22 protein-coding genes are annotated in these 21,659 nt (G+C 61.8%); 13 read left to right on the plus strand and 9 right to left on the minus strand.

Annotated features, from left to right (window positions below; all coding sequences use genetic code 11):
• Window positions 1-15 precede the first annotated feature (15 nt).
• Window positions 16-843, minus strand: coding sequence for a xanthosine phosphorylase (gene xapA / locus CK910_RS00180; RefSeq protein WP_098980630.1), 828 nt, complete (start codon window positions 841-843; stop codon window positions 16-18).
• Window positions 844-1,170: 327 nt separating this feature from the next.
• Here xapA and CK910_RS00185 point away from each other — a divergent pair, with 327 nt between their 5' ends.
• Window positions 1,171-2,109: a LysR family transcriptional regulator gene (locus CK910_RS00185; protein ID WP_098980631.1), complete on the plus strand. Its 939-nt coding sequence runs from the start codon at window positions 1,171-1,173 to the stop codon at window positions 2,107-2,109.
• A gap of 170 nt (window positions 2,110-2,279) precedes the next feature.
• Window positions 2,280-2,468, plus strand: coding sequence for a hypothetical protein (locus CK910_RS00190; RefSeq protein WP_043554658.1), 189 nt, complete (start codon window positions 2,280-2,282; stop codon window positions 2,466-2,468).
• A gap of 85 nt (window positions 2,469-2,553) precedes the next feature.
• On the opposite strand, the gene CK910_RS24140 is transcribed toward CK910_RS00190, so the two are convergent.
• Window positions 2,554-2,895, minus strand: coding sequence for a hypothetical protein (locus CK910_RS24140; protein WP_216640171.1), 342 nt, complete (start codon window positions 2,893-2,895; stop codon window positions 2,554-2,556).
• A 201-nt stretch (window positions 2,896-3,096) separates the two neighbouring features.
• Between CK910_RS24140 and CK910_RS00200 the strand changes: the two genes are divergently transcribed.
• Together CK910_RS00200 and CK910_RS00205 are read left to right on the plus strand one after the other, a co-directional pair.
• Entirely contained in the window at window positions 3,097-3,951 is an 855-nt protein-coding gene (locus CK910_RS00200) for a lytic transglycosylase domain-containing protein (protein WP_098980633.1), read from the plus strand.
• A 109-nt stretch (window positions 3,952-4,060) separates the two neighbouring features.
• Window positions 4,061-4,897: a phosphorylase family protein gene (locus CK910_RS00205; RefSeq protein ID WP_098980634.1), complete on the plus strand. Its 837-nt coding sequence runs from the start codon at window positions 4,061-4,063 to the stop codon at window positions 4,895-4,897.
• A gap of 147 nt (window positions 4,898-5,044) precedes the next feature.
• Here CK910_RS00205 and CK910_RS00210 read toward each other — a convergent pair whose 3' ends face one another.
• The gene (locus CK910_RS00210) at window positions 5,045-5,551 is read right to left on the minus strand and encodes a YgjV family protein (protein WP_172955189.1); all 507 of its coding nucleotides are present in this window, start codon (window positions 5,549-5,551) and stop codon (window positions 5,045-5,047) included.
• Between the two features lie 57 nt (window positions 5,552-5,608).
• On the minus strand, window positions 5,609-6,184 hold the full coding sequence (locus tag CK910_RS00215) for a Crp/Fnr family transcriptional regulator (protein ID WP_098980636.1): 576 nt from the start codon (window positions 6,182-6,184) through the stop codon (window positions 5,609-5,611).
• 242 nt (window positions 6,185-6,426) lie between these two features.
• Here CK910_RS00215 and ettA point away from each other — a divergent pair, with 242 nt between their 5' ends.
• From ettA to CK910_RS00230, 3 genes are all read left to right on the plus strand, one after another.
• A complete protein-coding gene (ettA, locus tag CK910_RS00220; RefSeq protein WP_098980637.1) occupies window positions 6,427-8,094 on the plus strand; it encodes an energy-dependent translational throttle protein EttA in 1,668 nt (555 codons plus the stop codon).
• Between the two features lie 93 nt (window positions 8,095-8,187).
• Window positions 8,188-8,523 (plus strand): hypothetical protein, encoded by a 336-nt coding sequence (locus CK910_RS00225; protein WP_043135129.1) that lies wholly within the window; start codon window positions 8,188-8,190, stop codon window positions 8,521-8,523.
• Window positions 8,524-8,787: 264 nt separating this feature from the next.
• The gene (locus CK910_RS00230; RefSeq protein WP_098980638.1) at window positions 8,788-10,131 is read left to right on the plus strand and encodes an NCS2 family permease; all 1,344 of its coding nucleotides are present in this window, start codon (window positions 8,788-8,790) and stop codon (window positions 10,129-10,131) included.
• Between the two features lie 78 nt (window positions 10,132-10,209).
• Here the strand turns inward: CK910_RS00230 and djlA are convergent, their stop codons facing one another.
• Genes djlA through CK910_RS00245 form a run of 3 tightly spaced genes read right to left on the minus strand, consistent with a single transcriptional unit; the run spans window position 10,210 to window position 12,744 of the window.
• A complete protein-coding gene (djlA, locus tag CK910_RS00235; protein WP_043135133.1) occupies window positions 10,210-11,046 on the minus strand; it encodes a co-chaperone DjlA in 837 nt (278 codons plus the stop codon).
• Window positions 11,047-11,065: 19 nt separating this feature from the next.
• Window positions 11,066-11,734 carry an N-acetylmuramate alpha-1-phosphate uridylyltransferase MurU gene (murU, locus tag CK910_RS00240; protein ID WP_098980639.1) on the minus strand — a complete coding sequence of 223 codons (669 nt, stop codon included), beginning with the start codon at window positions 11,732-11,734 and terminating at the stop codon, window positions 11,066-11,068.
• Window positions 11,731-12,744, minus strand: a complete 1,014-nt coding sequence (locus tag CK910_RS00245) for an aminoglycoside phosphotransferase family protein (protein WP_098980640.1) — start codon at window positions 12,742-12,744, stop codon at window positions 11,731-11,733. Before CK910_RS00245 ends, murU begins: the two co-directional genes overlap by 4 nt.
• A gap of 174 nt (window positions 12,745-12,918) precedes the next feature.
• On the opposite strand from CK910_RS00245, the gene lptD reads away from it, so the two are divergent.
• Genes lptD through CK910_RS00275 form a run of 6 tightly spaced genes read left to right on the plus strand, consistent with a single transcriptional unit; the run spans window position 12,919 to window position 19,714 of the window.
• Window positions 12,919-15,378, plus strand: coding sequence for an LPS assembly protein LptD (gene lptD, locus CK910_RS00250; RefSeq protein ID WP_098980641.1), 2,460 nt, complete (start codon window positions 12,919-12,921; stop codon window positions 15,376-15,378).
• Window positions 15,379-15,408: 30 nt separating this feature from the next.
• A complete protein-coding gene (gene surA, locus CK910_RS00255; RefSeq protein WP_043135140.1) occupies window positions 15,409-16,707 on the plus strand; it encodes a peptidylprolyl isomerase SurA in 1,299 nt (432 codons plus the stop codon).
• Window positions 16,707-17,702 (plus strand): 4-hydroxythreonine-4-phosphate dehydrogenase PdxA, encoded by a 996-nt coding sequence (gene pdxA / locus CK910_RS00260; RefSeq protein ID WP_098980642.1) that lies wholly within the window; start codon window positions 16,707-16,709, stop codon window positions 17,700-17,702. Before surA ends, pdxA begins: the two co-directional genes overlap by 1 nt.
• On the plus strand, window positions 17,692-18,519 hold the full coding sequence (gene rsmA, locus CK910_RS00265; RefSeq protein ID WP_011899041.1) for a 16S rRNA (adenine(1518)-N(6)/adenine(1519)-N(6))-dimethyltransferase RsmA: 828 nt from the start codon (window positions 17,692-17,694) through the stop codon (window positions 18,517-18,519). The genes pdxA and rsmA overlap by 11 nt, the downstream gene beginning before the upstream one ends.
• Before the next feature lie 4 nt (window positions 18,520-18,523).
• Entirely contained in the window at window positions 18,524-18,886 is a 363-nt protein-coding gene (apaG, locus tag CK910_RS00270; RefSeq protein ID WP_043135142.1) for a Co2+/Mg2+ efflux protein ApaG, read from the plus strand.
• Window positions 18,887-18,892: 6 nt separating this feature from the next.
• A complete protein-coding gene (locus CK910_RS00275) occupies window positions 18,893-19,714 on the plus strand; it encodes a symmetrical bis(5'-nucleosyl)-tetraphosphatase (RefSeq protein ID WP_098980643.1) in 822 nt (273 codons plus the stop codon).
• A 73-nt stretch (window positions 19,715-19,787) separates the two neighbouring features.
• Here CK910_RS00275 and CK910_RS00280 read toward each other — a convergent pair whose 3' ends face one another.
• Complete coding sequence (locus CK910_RS00280; RefSeq protein WP_043135144.1) at window positions 19,788-20,288, minus strand: 2TM domain-containing protein; 501 nt, start codon at window positions 20,286-20,288, stop codon at window positions 19,788-19,790.
• A gap of 192 nt (window positions 20,289-20,480) precedes the next feature.
• On the minus strand, window positions 20,481-21,470 hold the full coding sequence (locus CK910_RS00285) for a luciferase-like monooxygenase (RefSeq protein ID WP_098980644.1): 990 nt from the start codon (window positions 21,468-21,470) through the stop codon (window positions 20,481-20,483).
• Between the last annotated feature and the right edge of the window lie 189 nt (window positions 21,471-21,659).

The following is a 21,659-nucleotide window of genomic DNA, read 5'->3' on the forward strand; positions in this document are numbered from 1 at the left end:
CCTGGTCGTTCCTGCTTACTGGAAGTGGTGCTGGATGAAGGCGTTGATGAGGCGGATGAAGTCCGCTTCCGCCAGCTTGGCGCACTTGAGGGTCTGCTCATGGGAGAGCTGCACGTCGCCGAGCCCCTCCGCCATGTTGGTGATGGCGCAGATGGCCAGCACCGGCAGACCACAGTGGGCAGCGCTGACCACCTCGGGTACCACCGACATGCCCACCACGTCGCCGCCGATGATCTGCATCATGCGGATCTCGGCGGCTGTCTCGAAGCAGGGGCCGCTGTAGGAGACGAACACCCCCTGATTGACGGCGATCCCCTCGCGCCCGGCCAGCGCCAGCGCCTCGCCCCTCAGCTCCTTGTCATAGGCATTGGCCAGGCTGAAGAAGCGCGGGCCATAGGCCTCGTCGTTGGCGCCCGTCATGGGGGTGCCCGGCATGGTGTTGATGTGATCGTTGAAGATGACCAGGGAGCCGACCCCGATCCGCTCCGGACGCAGCGATCCTGCGGCGTTGGTCACCAGCAGCAGCTCGCAGCCCAGGTGCTGGAAGGTACGCACAGGCGTGGTCATCACCTTCATGGTTTCGTGTTCGTAGTAGTGGCCACGCCCCTTCATGCAGACCACGTCCACCCCGTGCAGCTTGCCGAGCACCAGCTCGCCGCTGTGACCGGCCACGGTACTGACCGGGAAACCGTCCAGCTCCTCGTAGGGGATGGTGACCTTCTCCTCCAGCCCGTCGGCCAGCACGCCGAGGCCTGAACCCAGGATCATGGCGGCGCGGGGGGCAAAACCCGGCTTGCGGGCGAGAATGGTGGCGACGGCGTTGAGTACCGGATCTTGTTGCATGAGCTGCACCTCTTGAGGCTGTAAATGGGACATGGGGCTCACTCTAGGGGAGGTATTCGGCGATAAAAATCGCTAAAATCGGCCTGACTGTCCCGTTTTTCAGAACAATCAGACGAGCGATAGCAGGCATAGGGTGCCCAAACGCGCAGAAACGGCGCTGATTGGCCCTTATTGTCAACCAGTCGGCGCGCTGGCCGCAGAAAAGCGGTGGCGAGAGTGTGAGCCGGATCGACCAGGCGCCGTGCACGGGCCCCGCTGCCAGCACAACCCGATGCGCAATCTTTGACGGGGATCGCACCCGGCTCCCCATACTGACAGGAGATCAGCTTGTCCCTCGACAGTCACTGGCGCGATCGCGTTACCCTCAAGATGCTGCGCTACTTCCATGCAGTAGCCTGCCACGGCCACTTCAGCCGGGCCGCCGAGCAGCTCAATGTTTCAAAGTCTCCACTCAGCGCCCAGATCAAGGAGCTGGAGAGCGTGCTGGGGCTGGCCCTGTTCGAACGCCACACTCGCCAGGTGAGCCTCACCGCCACAGGCCGTCTGCTGCTCGATGAGTGTGCCCTGCTGTTCGACGTGCTGGAGAGCGGCCTCAACAAGGTGGTGCAGGCGGGGCGCATGGAGCGCAACCAGATCCGCATCGGGCTGGTCAGCTCCATCTTCTGGGCGGGCTTTGGCGAGGTGATCCGCCAGTGTCACAGGATCCATCCCGAGTTCGAGATCTCCTTCACCGAGCTGTCGCCGGAGAAGCAGAAGCAGGCGCTGGCCAGCAAGGAGATAGATCTCGGTCTCGCCCGCTTCGCCGACACCTTCAACATCCATCCGCTGCAGGCCGAGAGCATCTATCGCGAACCCATGGTGCTGGCAGTATCGGATGAGCACCCGCTGCGGGATCGCAAGCGGGTCTCCCTCACCGAGCTGGCGGGCGAGCGCTTCGTGCTGATGAGCCGGGCCAACTCGGCCTCCACCGACCTCATCATCAACTCCTGCCTGGTAGAGGGCTTCTACCCCCACCTCAGTCAGGAGGTGGTCGAGCCCAATACCCTGATGGCTGTGGTGGCCACCAGCCAGCAGGTTGCGCTCGCCCCGGCCAGCTACGGCCGCCAGAAATGGCCCCATGTGCGTTTCATCCGGCTGGAGCAGCAGATCCCGGCCGATCTCTGCGTGCTCTATGTCCCGCACAGTGCCGAGCAGAGCGCATCGCCCGTGATCCGCCACTTCATCGATACCATGAGCGAGCAGATGAACCTGGCGCCCGATGAGTGATGAATGAATCAGATCGCCCTGTCTCGCCCGGCGCATCAGGATACGCGCGGTGACCACCACATATGGACACAGACACGCGCAGGCACGGCGCGGTATACTGCCGGGCGTGGCGTCATACGGGAACAGCTTCCGGGCCATGCCAGATCACCATGATGAGAAGGAGTCACCTCATGATCCGAACCCTGCTGTTGCTGGGCGCCGCCCTCGCCGCCTGTGCATTGCAACAGAGCCATACCCTGCTGCCCCTGCTCAGCCTGCTGGCCCTGCTCTCGGTCTGGGTGGCAAGTGAAATCGGTCTGATGTACCGCCAGTTGCCCGCCGCCAGCGAAGATGAGCAGACGCATCATCTCGACGTCTAGCTGCAACGCCACTGACAACCTCTGCTCCCAACCCTTTGCTCGGCCAGTGCCGCCCGGAATAGCCATGACCCAGATCCGCCCCCTGTTATCCCTCCTGATACTGCTCACAGGCCTGCATGTCGTCCCAGTCCTGGCTCAATCCCCCTGCCCGGCAGGCACGGACTGCGCAACCCATGCCGCTGCCAATGACAGCAATATGGAGGATGAGAACGGGACCGATGGAACCGACGGAGCAAATGGAACCGACGGAACCAATGGAACTGACGGCGCCAACGGAACCGATGGGGCTAATGGGGCCGATGGAGCCGATGGAGCCGATGGAGCCGATGGAGCCGATGGAGCCGATGGAGCCGATGGAGCCGATGGAGCCGATGGAGCCGATGGAGCCGATGGAGCCGATGGAGCCGATGGAGCCGATGCTAACCACTAGAGGCGTGTCTGCAACTCTATTTTCTACCCATAACGCCTGGATGGCACAGTCGCAGCTCCTGCCGTGCCTGCATTTCACACTGGTTCCATACCGTTTTGATCTCTGGAAGAGTGGATCCATAACAACAGGATCCACTGGATTAATGGCGGAACGGGCCATGTTCCCCTATATCTTCTGTACCCCAACAGGAGAGAATCCATGTCGAGCCTCAGCGAAAACAGGCTGTTTTTGCTGCTTTTTTTATCGCTGTTGCTGGCCGGTACCGTGCAGGCAGCGGCGCAAAGCAGGGATTTCAGACAGGCGCCCAAGGCGCTCAGCGCACTGAAAAAAGGCCAGGTGGCACAGAGTCAGGGCAACCTGACCCAGGCCATCCACTTCTACTGCGCCGCCGCCACGACGGGCAATCCGGAAGGTTACTTCCGCATCGGCCGTCTGCTCGCCACAGGCCCGGGCTCGGTGCGCAACCCCAGGATGGCCAACGCCTACCTCGCCATGGCGATGCGTCTTGGCAACCAGCAGGCCACTCGCTACTACAACGCCCGCATCGGCAATGCCGTCATGGGGGATCAGTGTGGCGCCGGGGTCGGCGGGGGTGGCGGCTACTTCGCCGAGATCCCCAGTACCCCCTTCAACCTGGATGCCTATCTGGCCCGCCAGTCCCCGGCCAAGCAGAAGCTGGTCATCATGCTGCGCAGTGCCGCCAAGCGCCACCGCATCGATGAGCGGCTGGTGCTGGCCATCGCCATCGCCGAATCCAATCTCAACAGCAGCGCAGTCTCCCCCAAGAACGCCCAGGGGCTGATGCAGCTCATCCCCGAGACCCAACAGCGCTTCGGCGTCACCCGCCCCTTCGACCCCGAGCAGAACATCAAGGGCGGGGTGGCCTACCTCAAGTGGCTGCATACCCACTTCGACGGCAACTGGACCCTGATGTCGGCGGCCTACAACGCCGGCGAGAAATCGGTGGAGCAATACGGGGGCATACCCCCTTATCAGGAGACCCAGCAATATGTGCGGCGGGTCCTCTACTTCGCGGGTCACAAGCAACCCTGAGATATGCCGCCAGCGGCGGCATTTATTGACAACATTCACATCCGCGTTTGCGCAACCGTTTGCCTTTCGGTAGGATCCTGCGCTTCCTCGCAAGACCAACAGGTAACCCATGAACTTCATCAAACGCTGCTCGCGTCTGCTCACACTGTGTGCCCTCCTCTCCTCTGCCGTCACGGCGGCCAGCCCGGCCCCCGCCCCCATCCTGATCCAGGGGGCCATGGACGTCGAAGTAGAAACCCTGGTGGCCGCCCTGAAAGACAAGAAGGAGCTGACCGTGGGGGCCTGGACATACTGGCAGGGCACTATCGCTGGCTATCCTGTGGTCATCTCCCGCACCGAGGTGGGGCTGGCCAATGCCGCTGCCGCCACCACCCTCGCCATGGAGCGCTTTCAGCCGCGCCTCATCATCAACCAGGGCACGGCGGGCGGCCATGATCCGGCGCTGCACCGGGGAGATATCGTCATAGGCACCAGGAGCTTCAACATGGGCGCCTATCGCAGCGACCTTGCCCCGGCCGAGCAGGGGGTCGACCCGAGCAAATGGCACAACTTCGATGTGACCATGCGCCTGCGGGACAAGGGCAAGCTGGTGGAGCACAGCTCGTTTGCCGGTGACCCCGATCTGGTCGGCCGCGCCCTCGGCATGGTCGAACGCTATCAGCACGGTCGCGTAGTCCCTGGCATCATAGGCACCGCCGACGAGTGGAACCGGCAGGTGGCCCGCATCAACTGGCTGCACCAGACCTACAACACCGCAGCAGAAGAGATGGAGACCTCCTCCGCCGCCCTGGTGGCCGAGGCCTACAAGGTGCCCTTTGTCGGGATCCGGGTGCTCTCCAACACGGATCTCCACGGTGAGGAGTTCGATCCGCAGACCGCCATCCACTGCCAGCAGTTCGTCATCGATTACGCAAAGGCGCTCATCAACGGCTTCAACAAAGCCTGATACGCCAAAGAGGCCGCCACAATGGCGGCCTCTTTGCCTTGCCTACCCAGATCCACCGCCAAACCCAAACCAGCCGCAATATCCCGCACTTCCATCAAGGTCCTGACCGGGCCAGCCTGCAACACGGCAACACGGACCCGCATATGACTAGCTAACACACGCCTTGCGCCCATGGTGGCGGTAGTAACCCACCAGATTGCTGACCATGAAGAGCCCCTCCATCAGTGCCGCCACCGGTGAGCCCACCAGCAGGTTGTTGGTCAGCCAGCAGAGGGTGCCGAGCAGCATCCAGCGCCGCAGCAGGCGATCATCCTGGCAGAAGGCGGCCCGGGTTTGCAGCAGACTGCCCAGCAGGCCAAGCAGCGCCAGCGGCCCCTGATAGGTCGCCAGCACGGCGGCGCAGGCCAACCCCATAAATAACCACATCAGGACGCGGCTCGTTGCCAGCATGCTGACCAAAAAACGCACGCTGGCCAGCAGCAAGAGGCTGGCGGCCGACGCTTGCCCCAGCAGCGCGAAATGGCCGGCATTGAGGGCGCAGGAGAGGGCCAGACAGGCCAGGATCCCCCTGCGATCCCGCAGCTGAAACGACAATAGATCCAGCAGCAAGGCCAGGCTCACCACCAGTTGCGACCACAAAAACAGCGACATCATCCATCCCTCCAACCACCTTCGAATGGCGCAGCATGAGGGGATGACAAGGGGGCGGCATTAACTCCTGTTAATGCGCCGGCGGATCCGCGACAGGGTGACCGGGCTGATGCCGATGTAGTTGGCGAGCTGCACCTGAGTGAGCCGCGCCGGCCAGTGGGGGAAGGTGTGGCAGAGCTCCTGGTAGCGCTCCTCGGGGGAGTGCAGCAGCAAAAAGGCCTCCTTGCGCTCCTTGTAGCCCAGCTGCTGGCGCAGCAGGGCCAGGCAGAGGGGCTGAAACGCCGGCTCATCCAAGAGGGCGAGCGGCACTCGCACCACCTGCAGCGCCGTGAGTGCCTCCAGCTGGTAGCGGGCAGGTGTACCACTCAGCCAGCTGTCATAGAGCAGGCAGAGTTCCTCTTCGAAATAGAACTCCTTGCAACGCTCCTGCCCGTCCCGGGTGTAGTGACAGGCGCGGGCTATGCCCTGTTCGACATAAAACGCCGCCTCTTGCCGTGCCCCTTGCGCCAGCAAAACGTGACCGGCGCTCAGGGTCAGTCGTGGCAAGCGCTGGCAAAGGGCGTCACTCACAGCCGCGTCCAATCCCATTGCGGTGAGAAAGGCCGACAGTGAGGGTGTCTGGGGGGATGCGGTCATGACGGCTCCGGGACAAAAAGAAGCCCACATGATGCCAAGATTGCGCGGCTGATGCAGCAAGACGTGACCGCCTCGGCAAAGGGGGGCGCCAACCGGGCGCCACCTTTGCCCACCCCTGTCCATTGGTTTACAATCGACGGGTTTTTTGGAACCGGGTTGGCGGCGTGCCGACCTGGCCCCACCACGACATCAGTCCGTTAGTGCCAAGACATTAACCTGCTGAAAAGGAAGAGAATTAGCCAATGGCTCAATTTATTTACACCATGAACCGGGTCGGCAAGGTAGTGCCGCCCAAGCGTCATATCCTCAAGAACATCTCCTTGAGCTTCTTCCCGGGCGCCAAGATAGGCGTACTGGGTCTGAACGGTGCCGGTAAGTCCACCCTGCTGCGCATCATGGCCGGCATAGATACAGAGATCGAAGGGGAAGCCCGTCCGCAGCCCGGCATCAAGATCGGCTACCTGCCCCAGGAGCCGAAGCTGGATCCGGAGCAGACAGTCCGCGAAGCGGTGGAAGAGGCGGTCGGCGACGTCAAACGCGCCATGGCCCGTCTCGACGAGGTCTATGCGGCCTACGCCGATCCGGATGCGGATTTTGACAAGCTGGCCCGCGAACAGGGCGAGCTGGAAGCCATCATCCAGGCCCAGGGTGGCCACAACATGGAAAACCAGCTGGAGCGCGCGGCCGATGCCCTGCGTCTGCCGGCCTGGGACGCCAAGATCCAGCACCTCTCGGGTGGTGAACGCCGCCGGGTGGCGCTGTGCCGCCTGCTGCTGGAAAAGCCGGACATGCTGCTGCTGGATGAACCGACCAACCACCTGGATGCGGAATCCGTGGCCTGGCTGGAGCGCTTCCTGCACGACTACGAAGGTACTGTGGTCGCCATCACCCACGACCGCTACTTCCTCGACAACGTGGCTGGCTGGATCCTGGAGCTGGACCGCGGCGAAGGTATCCCGTGGGAAGGCAACTACTCCTCCTGGCTGGAGCAGAAAGATGCCCGTCTGGCCCAGGAAGCCAGCTCCGAAGCCGCTCGTCGCAAGTCCATCGAGAAGGAGCTGGAGTGGGTTCGTCAGAACCCGAAAGGCCGTCAGGCCAAGTCCAAGGCCCGTATGGCTCGCTTCGAGGAGCTCAACACCAACGACTACCAGAAGCGCAACGAGACCAACGAGCTGTTCATTCCGCCCGGACCCCGCCTCGGCGACAAGGTGCTGGAAGTGGCCAACCTGCGCAAATCCTACGGTGATCGCGTGCTGATCGACGATCTCTCCTTCGCCATTCCGAAGGGGGCCATCGTCGGCATCATAGGGCCTAACGGGGCCGGTAAATCCACCCTGTTCCGCATGATGTCGGGTCAGGAGCAGCCGGATTCCGGTACCATCACCCTGGGCGATACCGTGGTGCTGGCCTCGGTGGATCAGTTCCGCGACAGCATGAACGACAAGAAGACGGTGTTCGAAGAGGTCGCCGACGGCCAGGACATACTGCGCATCGGCACCTACGAGTTCCCGAGCCGCGCCTATATCGGCCGCTTCAACTTCAAGGGCGCCGATCAGCAAAAACGCGTCGGCGAGCTGTCCGGTGGTGAACGTGGCCGTCTGCATCTGGCCAAGCTGCTGCAGACCGGCGGCAACGTGCTGCTGCTGGATGAACCGACCAACGATCTGGACATCGAAACCCTGCGCGCCCTCGAGAACGCCCTGCTGGAGTTCCCGGGTTGTGCCATGGTCATCTCCCACGATCGCTGGTTCCTCGACCGTATCGCCACTCACATCCTGGATTATCAGGACGAGGGCAATATTGCCTTCTTCGAAGGCAACTTCACCGAATACGAAGAGTGGAAGAAGAAGACCTACGGCGCCGAGGCAGTCCAGCCTCACCGCGCCAAGTACAAGCGCATCACCAAATAAGGGTGACGGCGTCACAAGGGGAGCTCAGGCTCCCCTTTCTATTGCCTTTTGGCTTACAATCCAAGACGGATGCCTTTGCATGGATGTAGCAAGATGACGACCCAGACCCCCACAGAGAAGAAACTCACCATCCAGATCCGGGTCGAGCCCGGCTGCCTGGGGCCGGATGGCAAGGAGCATATCGAGACCTTCTGTGTCGCCGCCGCCAAGATTTTCTCTGTCATCGATCCTGACCTGGTGAGCTGGGTGCTGATCCCGCGCTACGACAAGCAGTTGCCGGAGCAGGAGTTCTTCATCGAGGGACGCAAGCTGACCGAGGAGCAGGCCAGCCTGTTCCTGCGCCGTGTCGGTCGGGAGCTGGGAGAGGTGCAGGATAGACTCGACTCTGTGCTGGCCCAGCTGGTGGAGCGTTACTTCAAGACACTTTAAGTCCCCTCTTCCCGAAAAAAGGTTCTCTAGCGAGAACCTTTTTTCATGCTCAAATAGCAAACGTTTGAATTTTTGCTCTATTCATTGATCCGCTTCGCAGATCCGGGGTTTGTAAACGGCGCCGCCTGTGTGAAAATGTGCGCGCTGTCACGGTATCAGGACGAGTCTGGTCACTTAACCACCAGAAACAGGGCAACCACTCCCGCATGGATGGGATGGCCCTTTCCCCTGCTGCTTATTTCACGTCACCTATTGGAATCCAACATGAATCAACCACACCAGGCCCCCACACAGGCCGCCGGGCAAGGATTGCTTGAGCGTCTGTTTGCCCTGCAAGGCCATGGCACCACGGCCCGCACCGAGGTCATCGCCGGCATCACCACCTTCCTGACCATGGTCTACATCGTCTTCGTCAACCCGCAGATCCTCTCCAATGCGGGCATGGACACCCAGGCGGTGTTCGTCACCACCTGCCTGATCGCCGGTATCGGCAGCATACTGATGGGCCTGCTGGCCAATCTGCCCATCGCCCTGGCCCCCGCCATGGGGCTGAACGCCTTCTTCGCCTTCGTGGTGGTGGCGGGCATGGGGTACTCCTGGCAGGTCGGCATGGGCACCATCTTCTGGGGCGCCATAGGTCTGCTGATCCTGACCCTGCTGCGGGTGCGCTACTGGCTGATCGCCAACATACCCCTCACCCTGCGGGTCGGCATCACGGCCGGTATTGGCCTGTTGATCGCCCTGCTCGGCCTGCACAACGCCGGCATCGTAGTGGCGAGCCCCGCTACTATGGTGACGGTGGGCAACCTCACCTCCCTGCCCTGCCTGCTGGGTCTGCTCGGTTTCTTCCTGATCTGCATCTTCTCCGCCCGCGGCGTTCACTCCGCCGTGCTGATCGCCATAGTGGTGACCACCACCCTGGGCTGGTTGTTTGGCGACGTCACCTTCAAGGGCTTCGTCTCCATGCCGCCGAGCATCAGTCCGGTATTCGGCCAGCTGGATCTGATGGGGTCGCTGGACATCAGCCTGGCGGGGATCATCTTCTCCTTCATGCTGGTCAACCTGTTCGACTCGTCAGGCACCCTGATCGGCGTCACCAACCGCGCCAAGCTGGCCGATGACAAGGGCCACTTCCCGCGCATGAAGCAGGCACTGCTGGTGGACAGCGTGAGCTCGGTGGGCGGCGCCTTCATGGGCACCTCCTCGGTCACCGCCTTTATCGAGAGCAGCTCAGGCGTCGCCGTCGGCGGACGCACCGGCCTGACCGCCATAGTGGTCGGCGTGCTGTTCCTGCTGGCCATCTTCTTCTCCCCCGTCGCCGCCATGGTGCCGGCTTACGCTGCTGCAGGAGCCCTCATCTATGTGGGCGTGCTGATGTGCTCCGAGCTGACCCGGGTGAAGTGGGAAGACCTGACCGAAGCGGTACCGGCCTTCATGACCGCAGTCATGATGCCGTTCAGCTTCTCCATCACAGAGGGGATCGCCGTGGGCTTCATCTCCTACTGCGTGATGAAGGCGGGCACAGGCCGCTGGCGCGAGATCAACCCCTGCGTGCTGGTGGTCGCCCTGCTGTTCGTGCTCAAGTTCGTCTGGGTCGACAGCCACTAAGCCGCAACGCACAAACACTGCGCACACAAAAATGCCCGTCATCGACGGGCATTTTTTATGGCTGACAGATAACGGCACTCAGCGGATACCGCGCGCCTCGCGGATCCACTCCCAGGCCTGCTGTATCTCCTGGGTCTTCTCCTTCGCCATCTCCATCATCTCGGGCGGCAGCCCCTTGGCGGCCAGCTTGTCCGGGTGATGCTTGCTCATCTCCTTGCGGTAGGCGCGCTTGATGTCCTGATCGCTGTCGCTCTCGCTCACTCCGAGCAGCTGGTAGGCATCCTTGAGGCGATCCTTGGAGGGCGCCTCCTGCCGGTACTGCTGTCCGCCGTGCCCACCGTCCTGATACTGACCACCGTGAGCCCGGTTGAAGAAGTTCATCTGCGCCTCGGCCATGGCCAGGATGCGGGCCAGCTCGATGCGGCTGAAACCCAGCTCATCGGCGATGGTGTGCAGTATGGCGCGCTCGTTGGCTTCGACCTTGCCATCGGCAAAGGCGGCCTGCAGCTGCACCTCCAGGAAGAAGCGCAAAATGTCGCGCTGCCCCAGGCTGGCACGGCGGAATTCGGCCAGGGTTTCCTGCAGCGGGAACCCGGCCTCCTTGCCCAGCCGGAACGACTCCTGGGCGCGGGCCCGCTGATCGCCCACCAGCCGCATCCGATCCATCAGGTTGGACGCGACCCGGATCTCCTGCTCAGTGACCTGGCCGCTCGCCTTGGCGATATGGCCCATGACGGCGAAGGTGGCGTGGAAGAAAACCGCCTGCTGTTGCTGACTGGGGCCACGCTGGAACGCCCCCCGAATACCCATGCCCCGATCGAAACGATGGCCGATCCAGAGGCCAAGCAGGGCACCAAAGATGTTGCCGAGCAGAAAACCGAAGAAGGCGCCAAGCACCTTACCCCAAATACGCATGGTTCAAGACCTCGTGATGTTAATGAGAGTGCCCCAGCAGCTGGTCATCCAGCTCGCGCAGCCGCGAGACAGAGCCTATGTCCCGCCATTCGCCGGCCAGCATGGTGCCACCGACCCGGCCTTGCGCCATCCAGTCGCGCAGCAGGGGGGCCAGCTTGCGCGCACCCGGCGACAAGTCGGCAAAAGCGGTGGGGTCATAGAGCCCGACTCCGCTGAAGGTGAAGGCCGGCGCATCCTGTACCCGACCCGCGTTAAGAGAGAAATCCCCGCCTGGATGCTGGGGTGGATTGGGCACCAGCCAGAGGTGGGCCAGATCCTCCCCCAGTGGCTGGGTCACCAGGGTGCGATAGTCCAGGTCGAGCCAGGTATCGCCGTTGATCACCAGAAAAGGCGCAGGGCCGAGCAGGGGCAACGCCTGCACTATGCCACCGGCGGTTTCCAGCGCACTCGCCTCTGCCGACCAGTGAATCTGGACCCCGAACGCACTGCCGTCACCGAGCGCCTCCACCAGCTTGTGGCCGAGCCAGGCATGGTTGATGACAAGTGTGGTCACCCCGGCCGCCGCAAGCTTCTCGATATGGTGCACTATGAGCGGCTTGCCCCCCACCGCCAGCAGCGGCTTGGGCAGGCTGTCGGTGAGCGGGCGCATGCGCTCGCCACGGCCGGCGGCCAGGATCATCGCCTTCATGGTGTCACCTGCGCTGTGCGGTTGATCCCGGGCAGCACCACCTGCTCCAGCCACAGGCCGAAACGGGCCAGCACGGGATAGGTGGCGCCATGCTGGTGGCACGTGTCCACCACATAACCCAGGGTGCGGGGAATGTCCTTGAGGTAACCGGATTTGCCGTCGCGATGGTAGAGGCGGGTGAAGATGCCCGCCGCCTTCAGGTGACGCTGCATGCCGGTCAGGTCGGCATGACGACGGAAACTGGCATAGTCGAGTTCGCCAAGCAGTCCCGCCTGCTGCAGGGTATCGAAGCCCTGCCGCATGCCCTGCTCGATCACCGCATCCGGCCAGCGCACGTAGCAATCCTTGAGCAGGGAGACCAGGTCATAGCTAAGAGGCCCGATGACCATGTCCTGAAAATCGATGATGGCCAGGGTGCTGGTCTCGGGCCTATCGCCACCACACACCATCAGGTTGCGGCTGTGAAAATCCCGGTGCATCACCCCCTGCGGCTGGGCCAGGTTGTTGGCGGTGAGGCAGGCGAAGGTGTCATCCAGCAGCCGTTGCTCGGCCTCGCTGAGCTGCAATTGCAGGTGATGACCCAGCAACCACTCGGGGAATATGCTGTTTTCACGGGCCATGAAGGCTGCGTCGAAGGGGTCCAGCACCAGATCCACAGCCCCCAGCCGGGGCAGCAGGGCGATGGCCTTGCCATACCAGGCCTGCACGTTGTGCGCGTCCAGACAGCCGATAAGCTGGGTATCCCCCAGATCCGTCACCGCCAGCAGGCCCTGCTCATAATCCACAGCCCTGACCTCGGGCGCCAGCAACCCCATGGCATGCAGGGCGGCTGCATTACGAACAAACTCATGATTTTTTTCAGTTTTCGGATTGGCGTCCACCCACACCAGGCCGGCGCCACGGTGGTAGCGGCGAAAACTGGCGTCACCGGAAATCAGGGTCAACTGAAGGTTGGCATCACCGGAGATCCGGCGCGCCCATTGCAATAGCAGGGAATCGCGATCGTACATAAGTCGGGGACCAAATTGGAAAGCAGCACTTGGCTGTTAGCCCTGGCCGCAATAATGCTTTATCATTGCCGGCTAACATAAAGCAATGACATGCAATGTCAACTCGATGAATCCTGTCGTAAAATGCATGTCTTGAATCAGCCGTAGCTACCACGGATTGCGCGAGTCTTTCACATGACAAAATGGACACTGGGGTACGCTTATCCCATCGCCCTGACCATCAGCCTTGTTCCAGCCCTGACCCCTGCCATGGTGCAGGCGGCACCGCTGACGCCGCCGCCCGCCACCGGGATCCTGGACGGGCTCTGCTATGACTATGTTCCCAAGATAGAGCGGCTGGCCCCGGACAAGGATGCCAACGCCCAACCCGTCGAAGTGGATGCGGATCGGCTCGAGGCCAAGCAGGGCGGCACCGCCGTCTATCAGGGCGACGTCAAGGTTCGCCAGGGTGTGCGCAAATTTGACTCAGATTATGCCGAGCTCGACCAGAAGAGCCGGGATGTCATCGCCATCGGCAACATCTATTACAACGATGGCCAGATCACTGTCACCAGTGACAAGACCCTGAAATCCAACCTGGATACCAAGAATTCCGAGCTGGAAGAGGGCAAGTATCAGGTGCATGGTTCGCCGGTGCGCGGCTCCGCCGACCGGGTCACCATGACCAACAACAACCAGAACATCACCCTGGAAGGGGCCCAGTACACCACCTGCCCGCCGGGCCAGGAAGTGTGGACCCTCAAAGCGGGCAGCATAGACATAGACCAGACAGAGGTGTTCGGGGAAGCCTGGAACGCCAGCCTCTGGCTCTATGACTATCCGGTCTTCTACTTCCCCTATATCAACTTCCCCATCAAGGATGAGCGCAAGACGGGTCTGCTCTACCCGGGTTATACCCAGAGTTCCCGCAACGGCATGGACATCACCCAGCCGTTTTACTGGAATATAGCGCCCAACTACGACGCTACCATCACCTCCCGTTTCATGGACAAACGGGGCCTGATGGAGCAGGTCGAGTTCCGCTACATGCCGGATCCAGCCCACGTCGGCAGTCTCTATTTCGAGAACCTGGCAAACGACAAGCAGTATGATCCGACCGACCCCAGCTTCACCGGCCTGGATGACGGTCATCGCTACCTGCTCAACGCCCGCCACACCTCGCTGTTTGCCGACAACGCCATGCGGGTCTCGGTCGACTACACCAAGGTGCGGGATCGAGATTACAACTACTACAACGACTTCTCCCCCAAGGTGGGTACCCAGGTCGAGAACCAGTTGCAGCAATCCCTGATGGCCGGCTACTTCCAGCCCAACTGGAACATCAATACCGAGGTGCGGACCTACCAGATACTGCTGGCCAGTGCCCAGCAGCCCCACGAGCTGATGCCGCGCATCGACCACAACTACTATCAGCAAGGCAGCTGGTACGATCTGGCCTGGAACACCGAGATCACCAAGTTCGGTTACAACAATGCCCAGGCCATAGAGCAGAACCAGGGCAGCGCCTACACTGGTACCCGGGTCTACACGGCCCCGACCCTGACCATGCCGCTGATCGACGAGGCGGGCTATTACCTCGACAGCCAGTACAAGCTGATGTACACCCGTTACGATCAGGAAGTGCCGGACAACATGAGCCAATCCTTCCGTGACAAATTTGATCCCAACTCCAAAGGTGTTAACACAGGAACAGGCAAACAAGAAAACGTCACCCTGGACGAAGGCATCATCACCCGGACCCTGCCCTCCTTCCGCCTCAAGGGCGGCATGACCTTCGAGCGCAACCAGAACTGGTTTGGTGACGATGCCAACCAGACCCTGGAGCCCGAGTTCCAGTACCTCTATGTGCCCTACAAGGATCAGGACAACATAGGCGTCTATGACTCCACCAACATGCGTCAGGACTACTACAGCCTGTTCAGCGATCGCCGTTATGCCGGTCTGGACCGCATCAGCGACTCAAATCGCGTCTCGCTCGGTGTCACCACCCGGGTCTATGATGCGGCTGGCGATGAACGAATTCGGCTGGCCGTTGCCCAAGCTTTCGATTTTGTTGCGCCCAGGGTCAAGCTCTACCCCAGCGAATCCTTGGCCACCAACACCCGCTCTCCGCTGTCGTTTGAGGGGGATGCCAAGATCAATGAACAGTGGTTTGCCCATGCTGGTGCGCAATATGATATGGATCAGAGCGAGATCAGCTCGGCCAACAGCGCCATCGAGTATCGCCGCGAGAAGCTGATCAGCCAGCTGAACTACCGCTTCGTACGCGATGCCAACTACGACCTGTCCAACACCAACCAGGTCGCTGACCTCAACCAGGTCGGCATGCTGTTGACCACGCCGCTCAATGATCAGTGGCACCTCTACGGTGGCTACTATCAGGACCTCGATCAGGGGGTGAAGGTGGATCGCAAGGTGGGTCTGAAATATGACTCCTGTTGCTGGAGCATCAACTTCAACCTGGAGTGGGTCAACACCCCGGATAACGTGACCATGCGTCCGACCTCGGAGCGCAGCCTGGGCATTCAGTTTGAAATGAAAGGATTGGGTAGCGTGGGTACCGGCTCCAAGGGCACCTCCCTGGATACCGAAGCACTGCCTTACATTCGTCCGTTTAACCTGCGAGACCAGTAACCGGTCTGGCAAACGCCTTGAGAGATGGATATGAAGAAGACGTTGATTTCCCTGCTGACTGCAGGCCTGTTCGGAGCCATGAGTCAGGGTGCCTTCGCCGCCCCCGAGCTGATGGACAAGGTGCTTGCCGTGGTCAACAAGGACGTGGTGCTGGCCAGCCAGCAGGAAGCCCTGGTACAGAAAGTCAAAAGCTCGGCCCAGGAGAGCGGTCAGTCCCTGCCTGACGATGCCACCCTGCGCAAGCAGGCGCTGGATCGCCTGATCCAGGAGAGCCTGCAACTGCAACTGGCGGATCGTCAGGGCCTCAAGATCAGCGACACCCAGCTGGAGCAAGCCATCCAGAGCATAGCCGCCGACAACAAGATGACGGTGGAGCAGCTGCGTGCCCAGCTGGCCCGCGAAGGGCTGACCTATGCCCAGTACCGGGAAGAGGTGCGCCGCGAGATACTGATGAACGAGGTGCGCCGCAACCAGGTGCGCCGCCGCATCAACATCTCCGAGCAGGAGGTCAAGCAGGTGGTGGACATACTCGCCAAGCAGGGCCAGCAGCAACAGCAGTACCATGTCGGCCATATCCAGATTGCCCTGCCAGACAACCCGAGCGCCGAGCAGCTCAACGCCGCCAAGAGCAAGATTGAACGCATCCTGGCAGCCCTCAAGCAGGGGGCCGACTTCCGCAAGCTGGCCATTGCCGAGAGCAACGGTCCCAAGGCGCTGGAAGGGGGCGACTGGGGCTGGATGAGCCCGCAAGAGATGCCGACCCTGATGGCCGAAGCGGTACAGGGCGCCAAGAAGGGTGATATAGTGGGTCCGCTGCGCTCAGGCGCCGGTCTGCACATCATCAAGGTGTTCGATGCCAAGGGTCAGCAGCAGGTCGTGCAGACCGAAGTGCGCGCCCGCCACATCCTGATCAAGCCCTCCATCATCCTGAGCGAAGAAAAAGCCAAGGGCATGCTGGATGGCATACTGCACGACATCAAGAGCGGCAAGGCCAGCTTCGCCAGTCTGGCGGAGAAGTATTCCGAAGATCCGGGCTCTGCGGTGCAGGGCGGCGAACTGGGCTGGTCTGATCCCAACGTCTACGTGCCGGAATTCCGCGACATGGTCAACCGCCTCAAGCCGGGTGAGCTGAGCGCCCCCTTCCGCACGACCCACGGCTGGCACATTGTCCAGCTGGAAGAGCGTCGCAGCCAGGATGCCACCAACAAGGCCCAGGAACAGCGCGCCTATCAGCTGATCTTCAACCGTCGCTTCACCGAAGAGTCCCAGGCCTGGCTGGACGAGCTGCGTGACGAGGCCTACATCCAGATCGAAGGCGCCGGCAGCTGATGAGCTGTCGTCGTCTCGCCGTCACGCCGGGTGAACCGGCCGGGATAGGCCCGGACCTGGTGCTGCAGATAGCCCAGCAGGATTGGCCCCACCAGCTGGTGGTGATCGCCGATCCCGCCCTGATGCTCGAACGGGCCGCCCTGCTGGGGGTGCCCATCGAGCTGGAACCCTATGATGCCAAGGCCCCTGCCCAGCCGCAGCGGGCGGGTACCCTGACCCTCTGTCCGGTCACCCTGGGCGCCCCCGTGGTGCCGGGTGAACTCGATGAAGGCAATGGCGCCTATGTGCTGGCGACCCTACAGCGCGCCTGCGACGGCAACCTCAGCGGCGAGTTCGCCGCCGTGGTGACCGGCCCGGTGCACAAGGGGATCATCAACCAGGCGGGTGTCTCGTTCAGCGGTCATACCGAGTTCTTCGCCCAGCAGTCGGGCACCGCCGATGTGGTGATGCTGCTGGCGACGGAAGGCTTGCGGGTAGCGCTGGCGACCACTCACATCCCGCTGGCCTACGTGGCGATGGCGATCACCGAAGATCGTCTCGGCAAGGTGATCCGCATCCTGGATGCGGATCTCAAAACCAAGTTTGGCATCGCCAAACCCCGAATTTACGTCTGCGGCCTCAATCCCCATGCCGGGGAAGGGGGCCATCTCGGCCGTGAAGAGATTGACGTGATCGAACCCGCCCTGGCCAGCTTGCGCCAGGAGGGGATAGATCTGGTCGGCCCGCTGCCGGCTGATACCCTGTTCCAGGACAAATACCTCAAGGATGCGGATGCGGTACTCGCCATGTACCACGACCAGGGACTGCCCGTGCTCAAATACAAGGGCTTCGGCAGTTCGGTCAATATCACCCTTGGACTTCCTTTCATCCGCACTTCGGTGGATCACGGCACTGCGCTGGATCTGGCAGGCAAGGGCCTGGCGGATCCGGGCAGTCTGATCACCGCGATTAACCACGCCATCAAGATGGTAGAGAAAAAAAGATATGAGCAGTAAGGTGCAGAGCAACAAGGTGCACATGGGCCACACGGCCCGTAAGCGTTTCGGTCAGAACTTCTTGCACGACCGCTATGTGATCGATCAGATAGTGGCCGCCATCAATCCGCAGCCGGGTCAGAACCTGGTGGAGATAGGTCCAGGTCTGGCCGCGCTGACCGAACCGGTCGCCTCCCAGATGGACAAGATGACCGTGGTCGAGCTTGACCGGGATCTGGCTGCGCGCCTGCGTGAGCATCCGACCCTCAAGGACAAGCTGACCGTGATCGAGGCCGACGCCATGCGCTTCGACTTCGGCACCCTGATGGGGGAAGGCAAGGGGCCGCTGCGCATCTTCGGCAACCTGCCCTACAACATCTCAACCCCGCTCATCTTCCATCTGTGCGATTTCGCCGATCGGGTAGAAGACATGCACTTCATGCTGCAAAAGGAAGTGGTCCTGCGGATGTCCGCCGGTCCGGGCAGCAAGGCCTATGGCCGCCTGAGCGTCATGGTGCAGTACTACTGCCAGGTGATCCCGGTACTGGAAGTGGGCCCCGGCGCCTTCAAACCGGCACCGAAAGTGGATTCTGCCGTGGTCCGTCTGGTGCCGCACAAGAACCCGACAATCGTCGCCAAAGACATCCGCTGCCTGAGCCGCGTCTGTACCGAAGGCTTTGGCCAGCGCCGCAAGACCATCCGCAACAGCTTCGCCAACTTCATCACGGACGCCCAGCTGACCGAGCTTGGCATCGATGGCAACCTGCGCCCGGAGAATCTCTCCCTCGAGCAGTTCGTCATGATCGCCAACTGGCTGGCGGATCAGCAACAGGCCTGATCCCGTGGCACACCCGCACATAGTGATCCGCCCATACCCCAGTTATGTGGCGGATACCCAAGACCCTTACCAGTTCCACTATCTGATCGAAATTGAGAATCTGGGGCCCGGCCCGGCGCAGCTGCTGCACCGGCGCTGGCTCATCACGGATGCCAATGGCAAGATGCTGGAAGTCGAGGGCCCCGGCGTCGTCGGGGAGCAGCCCCTGATTGCGGAAGGGGAGACCTTTCGCTATCAGAGCGGCGTGCCACTCGCCACCCCGCTGGGGGTGATGGAAGGGAGCTACACCCTGCAAGATGCGTCGGGACAGCAGTTCGAGGCGCCCATAGCGCCTTTTACGCTGGCCGTCCCCCACATTATCAACTGAGGTTTCATGGCGAACTGTTTTATTGGCGATATCCAGGGCTGTTATGACGACTTGCGCCGTCTGCTGGATCTGGCCGAGTTCGATCCCGGCAACGATGTGCTCTGGCTCTGTGGTGACCTGGTCGCCCGCGGCCCGGACTCCCTCAACACACTGCGCTTCGTCAAGTCACTGGGAAGCCGCGCCGTCACGGTGCTCGGCAACCACGACCTGCACCTGCTGGCGGTGGCCGATGGTGTCGCGCCGCTCAAGAAGAAAGACAAGCTGCAAGCCCTGATGGAGGCCCCGGATCGGGATGAACTGCTGGAGTGGCTGCGTCATCGCCCCCTGCTGGCGGAGCACCCTGACCTGCCCATCATGATGGTGCATGCCGGCATCTCCCCCGCCTGGGACGCCCGCACGGCGCGCAACTGTGCCCGTGAAGTGGAGAGTCTGCTGCGCGGCGATCAGTACAGCTGGCTGCTGCACAACATGTATGGCGATCTGCCCGATGGCTGGAGTGAGGATCTGTCCGGTATCGAGCGTTACCGCTACATCATCAACACCTTCACCCGCATGCGCTTCTGCTATTTCGACGGCCGGCTCGAGTTCAAGTGCAAGAAGGGCCCCACGGAGTCCACACCCGGCCTGCGTCCCTGGTTCGAGCAGCGTGAACACCACGTGGATGACCCCATACTGGTGTTCGGCCACTGGGCAGCCCTGATGGGCAACACCGGCAAGCAGGATATCAAGGCGCTGGATACCGGCTGCGTCTGGGGCAACAGTCTCACCCTGTGGCGTTATGAAGACGATGCCCTGATAGCGACACCCTGCCCCACTCACGCCAAGTGATGCAAGGAATTTGAAATAGAACGGGCTCGGCATCTGCCGGGCCCGTTTTTATTGGTCATGACATACGAACCTGTTACAGCTTGCGTCCCAGCCGTTTCTCTATCTGACGCCGTTCCCACTCGGGCCCGAACAACTTGAAGGGCTGGAACAGATTGATGGCATGGGAGATCAACCCCAATCCCCAGCCCAACGCCGGCCACCAGGCCCAGATATAATCCGGATTGCTGAGGTAGTTGATGACAAACAACCCGCAAATTACCAGCACATAGCTGGCAATATGGTAGTAGAAGCCCTTGAGCCCCTCCACATAACGCATGGCCGCCCGCTCCTCTGCCGACACCTGTACCGCATCCTGACCCATGGTTTCATTCCCTCTCATCTCGCGCTCCTGTTGTTGCGTCCCGTCTAACTGAGCCACATCAAGTTCAAAGACGGAGGCCAGGGCCTTGAGAGACTCCAGTCCGGGCTGCTGACCCTGTTCGATCCGCTGTATGGTGCGAACGCTCAGGCCAGTCAGGGTCGCCAATTGATCCTGGGACCAACCCCGCTGCAATCTCAACTTCCTGACGATCATCATGAGCTCCTTGTGGTGATTGACAGGGCCAGCATAGGGCCTGAGTGGAGGGCGGTGACACGACAGATGCCCGACATCAACCTGACTATCCTTTAAAATCAATACGTTGAAAACATGTTATGAGCACTGTTGTCAATCGGCGGGCCAAGCACCTGGCTCGACCCGCCACAGTGACAAGCCCTGCCTGCCAGCTTACAGGCTATTCATCAGCTCGGCCGCAATCTCGAACGAGCGCAGACGGGCCTGATGATCGACGATGGGGCCGTTGAACATCAGCTCATCGGCCCGGGTCTCGGCCAGCAGCGCCTTGAGGCCGTGACGCACCCGCTCCGGATCGCCGACCAGGGAGCGGGCCAGGGTCTGCTCCATCGCCATCAGTTCGCGGGGGGACCACTCTTCCCCCAGCTCGACCACGGGCGCGGGCAGCTTGCCCGCGTCACCGCGGTAAAGGCGCAGGAACTGCTGCTGCACAGTGGTGAACTGGAAGCGGGCCTCCCGCTCGCTGTCGGCGGCGATCATGTTGATGCAGACCACGGCATAAGGCTTGGGCCAGCGCACCGAAGGGCGGTACTGGGTACGGTAGATCTCCAGTGCCCGCAACAGCAGGGCGGGGGCGAAGTGGGAGGCAAAGCCGAATGGCAGCCCCATGGCCGCCGCCAGCTGGGCGCTGTAGAGGCTGGAGCCCAGCAACCAGATGGGTAGGTGCAGTCCCTGACCCGGCACCGCCTGTACCGCTCCCGCCTCGTCCCCAAAGTAGCTCATCAGTTCGCGCACATCCGCCGGGAACTCGTCCACCTCGCCGCTGCGCTGGCGCCGCAGCGCCTGCATGGTGCGCTGATCTGTGCCGGGCGCCCGGCCCAGCCCCAGATCGATGCGATCAGGGTAGAGCGAGGCCAGGGTGCCGAATTGCTCGGCGATCACCAGCGGCGAATGGTTCGGCAGCATGATGCCGCCAGCGCCGATCCGCAGTGTGTTGGTGGCACCCGCCAGGTGGCCGATCAGCACAGAGGTGGCGGCGCTGGCGATGCCCGGCATGTTGTGGTGTTCGGCCAGCCAATAACGCAGGTAGCCCCAGCGCTCGGCATGTTGTGCCAACTCACGCGAACGACGGAACGACTCGGCCGGCTGGGATCCTTCGGGGACGGGCACCAGATCGAGCACGGAATAGGGGATGGCAGACATGGGTCACTCCATTGATTCACAGACCAGTAACAAGGAGGGCAATGTAGCACGAGATACCTGAATGAATCACGCATCGGGCCGGCGAATTGCCCCGCTCAATCTCTGGCAGGCCGACAACCGAAAGCGTCACACAGGCCGCACACCTGATTTACCCTGCCCTGGCATCAGGTGGGGTGGCGCTATGCCAGC

Origin of the sequence: Aeromonas sp. CA23 (assembly GCF_002587065.1) — a bacterium.
GTDB classification, from domain to species: Bacteria; Pseudomonadota; Gammaproteobacteria; order Enterobacterales; family Aeromonadaceae; genus Aeromonas; species Aeromonas bestiarum.

What these genes read in the sequence shown, in the direction of transcription:
- xapA (WP_098980630.1), bottom strand. Translation starts at nt 843, where the DNA reads ATGCAACAAGATCCGGTACTCAACGCCGTCGCCACCATTCTCGCCCGC.
- CK910_RS00190 (WP_043554658.1), top strand. Translation starts at nt 2,280, where the DNA reads ATGATCCGAACCCTGCTGTTGCTGGGCGCCGCCCTCGCCGCCTGTGCA.
- CK910_RS00200 (WP_098980633.1), top strand. Translation starts at nt 3,097, where the DNA reads ATGTCGAGCCTCAGCGAAAACAGGCTGTTTTTGCTGCTTTTTTTATCG.
- CK910_RS00205 (WP_098980634.1), top strand. Translation starts at nt 4,061, where the DNA reads ATGAACTTCATCAAACGCTGCTCGCGTCTGCTCACACTGTGTGCCCTC.
- CK910_RS00210 (WP_172955189.1), bottom strand. Translation starts at nt 5,551, where the DNA reads ATGATGTCGCTGTTTTTGTGGTCGCAACTGGTGGTGAGCCTGGCCTTG.
- CK910_RS00215 (WP_098980636.1), bottom strand. Translation starts at nt 6,184, where the DNA reads ATGACCGCATCCCCCCAGACACCCTCACTGTCGGCCTTTCTCACCGCA.
- ettA (WP_098980637.1), top strand. Translation starts at nt 6,427, where the DNA reads ATGGCTCAATTTATTTACACCATGAACCGGGTCGGCAAGGTAGTGCCG.
- CK910_RS00225 (WP_043135129.1), top strand. Translation starts at nt 8,188, where the DNA reads ATGACGACCCAGACCCCCACAGAGAAGAAACTCACCATCCAGATCCGG.
- CK910_RS00230 (WP_098980638.1), top strand. Translation starts at nt 8,788, where the DNA reads ATGAATCAACCACACCAGGCCCCCACACAGGCCGCCGGGCAAGGATTG.
- djlA (WP_043135133.1), bottom strand. Translation starts at nt 11,046, where the DNA reads ATGCGTATTTGGGGTAAGGTGCTTGGCGCCTTCTTCGGTTTTCTGCTC.
- murU (WP_098980639.1), bottom strand. Translation starts at nt 11,734, where the DNA reads ATGAAGGCGATGATCCTGGCCGCCGGCCGTGGCGAGCGCATGCGCCCG.
- CK910_RS00245 (WP_098980640.1), bottom strand. Translation starts at nt 12,744, where the DNA reads ATGTACGATCGCGATTCCCTGCTATTGCAATGGGCGCGCCGGATCTCC.
- lptD (WP_098980641.1), top strand. Translation starts at nt 12,919, where the DNA reads ATGACAAAATGGACACTGGGGTACGCTTATCCCATCGCCCTGACCATC.
- surA (WP_043135140.1), top strand. Translation starts at nt 15,409, where the DNA reads ATGAAGAAGACGTTGATTTCCCTGCTGACTGCAGGCCTGTTCGGAGCC.
- pdxA (WP_098980642.1), top strand. Translation starts at nt 16,707, where the DNA reads ATGAGCTGTCGTCGTCTCGCCGTCACGCCGGGTGAACCGGCCGGGATA.
- rsmA (WP_011899041.1), top strand. Translation starts at nt 17,692, where the DNA reads ATGAGCAGTAAGGTGCAGAGCAACAAGGTGCACATGGGCCACACGGCC.
- CK910_RS00275 (WP_098980643.1), top strand. Translation starts at nt 18,893, where the DNA reads ATGGCGAACTGTTTTATTGGCGATATCCAGGGCTGTTATGACGACTTG.
- CK910_RS00280 (WP_043135144.1), bottom strand. Translation starts at nt 20,288, where the DNA reads ATGATCGTCAGGAAGTTGAGATTGCAGCGGGGTTGGTCCCAGGATCAA.
- CK910_RS00285 (WP_098980644.1), bottom strand. Translation starts at nt 21,470, where the DNA reads ATGTCTGCCATCCCCTATTCCGTGCTCGATCTGGTGCCCGTCCCCGAA.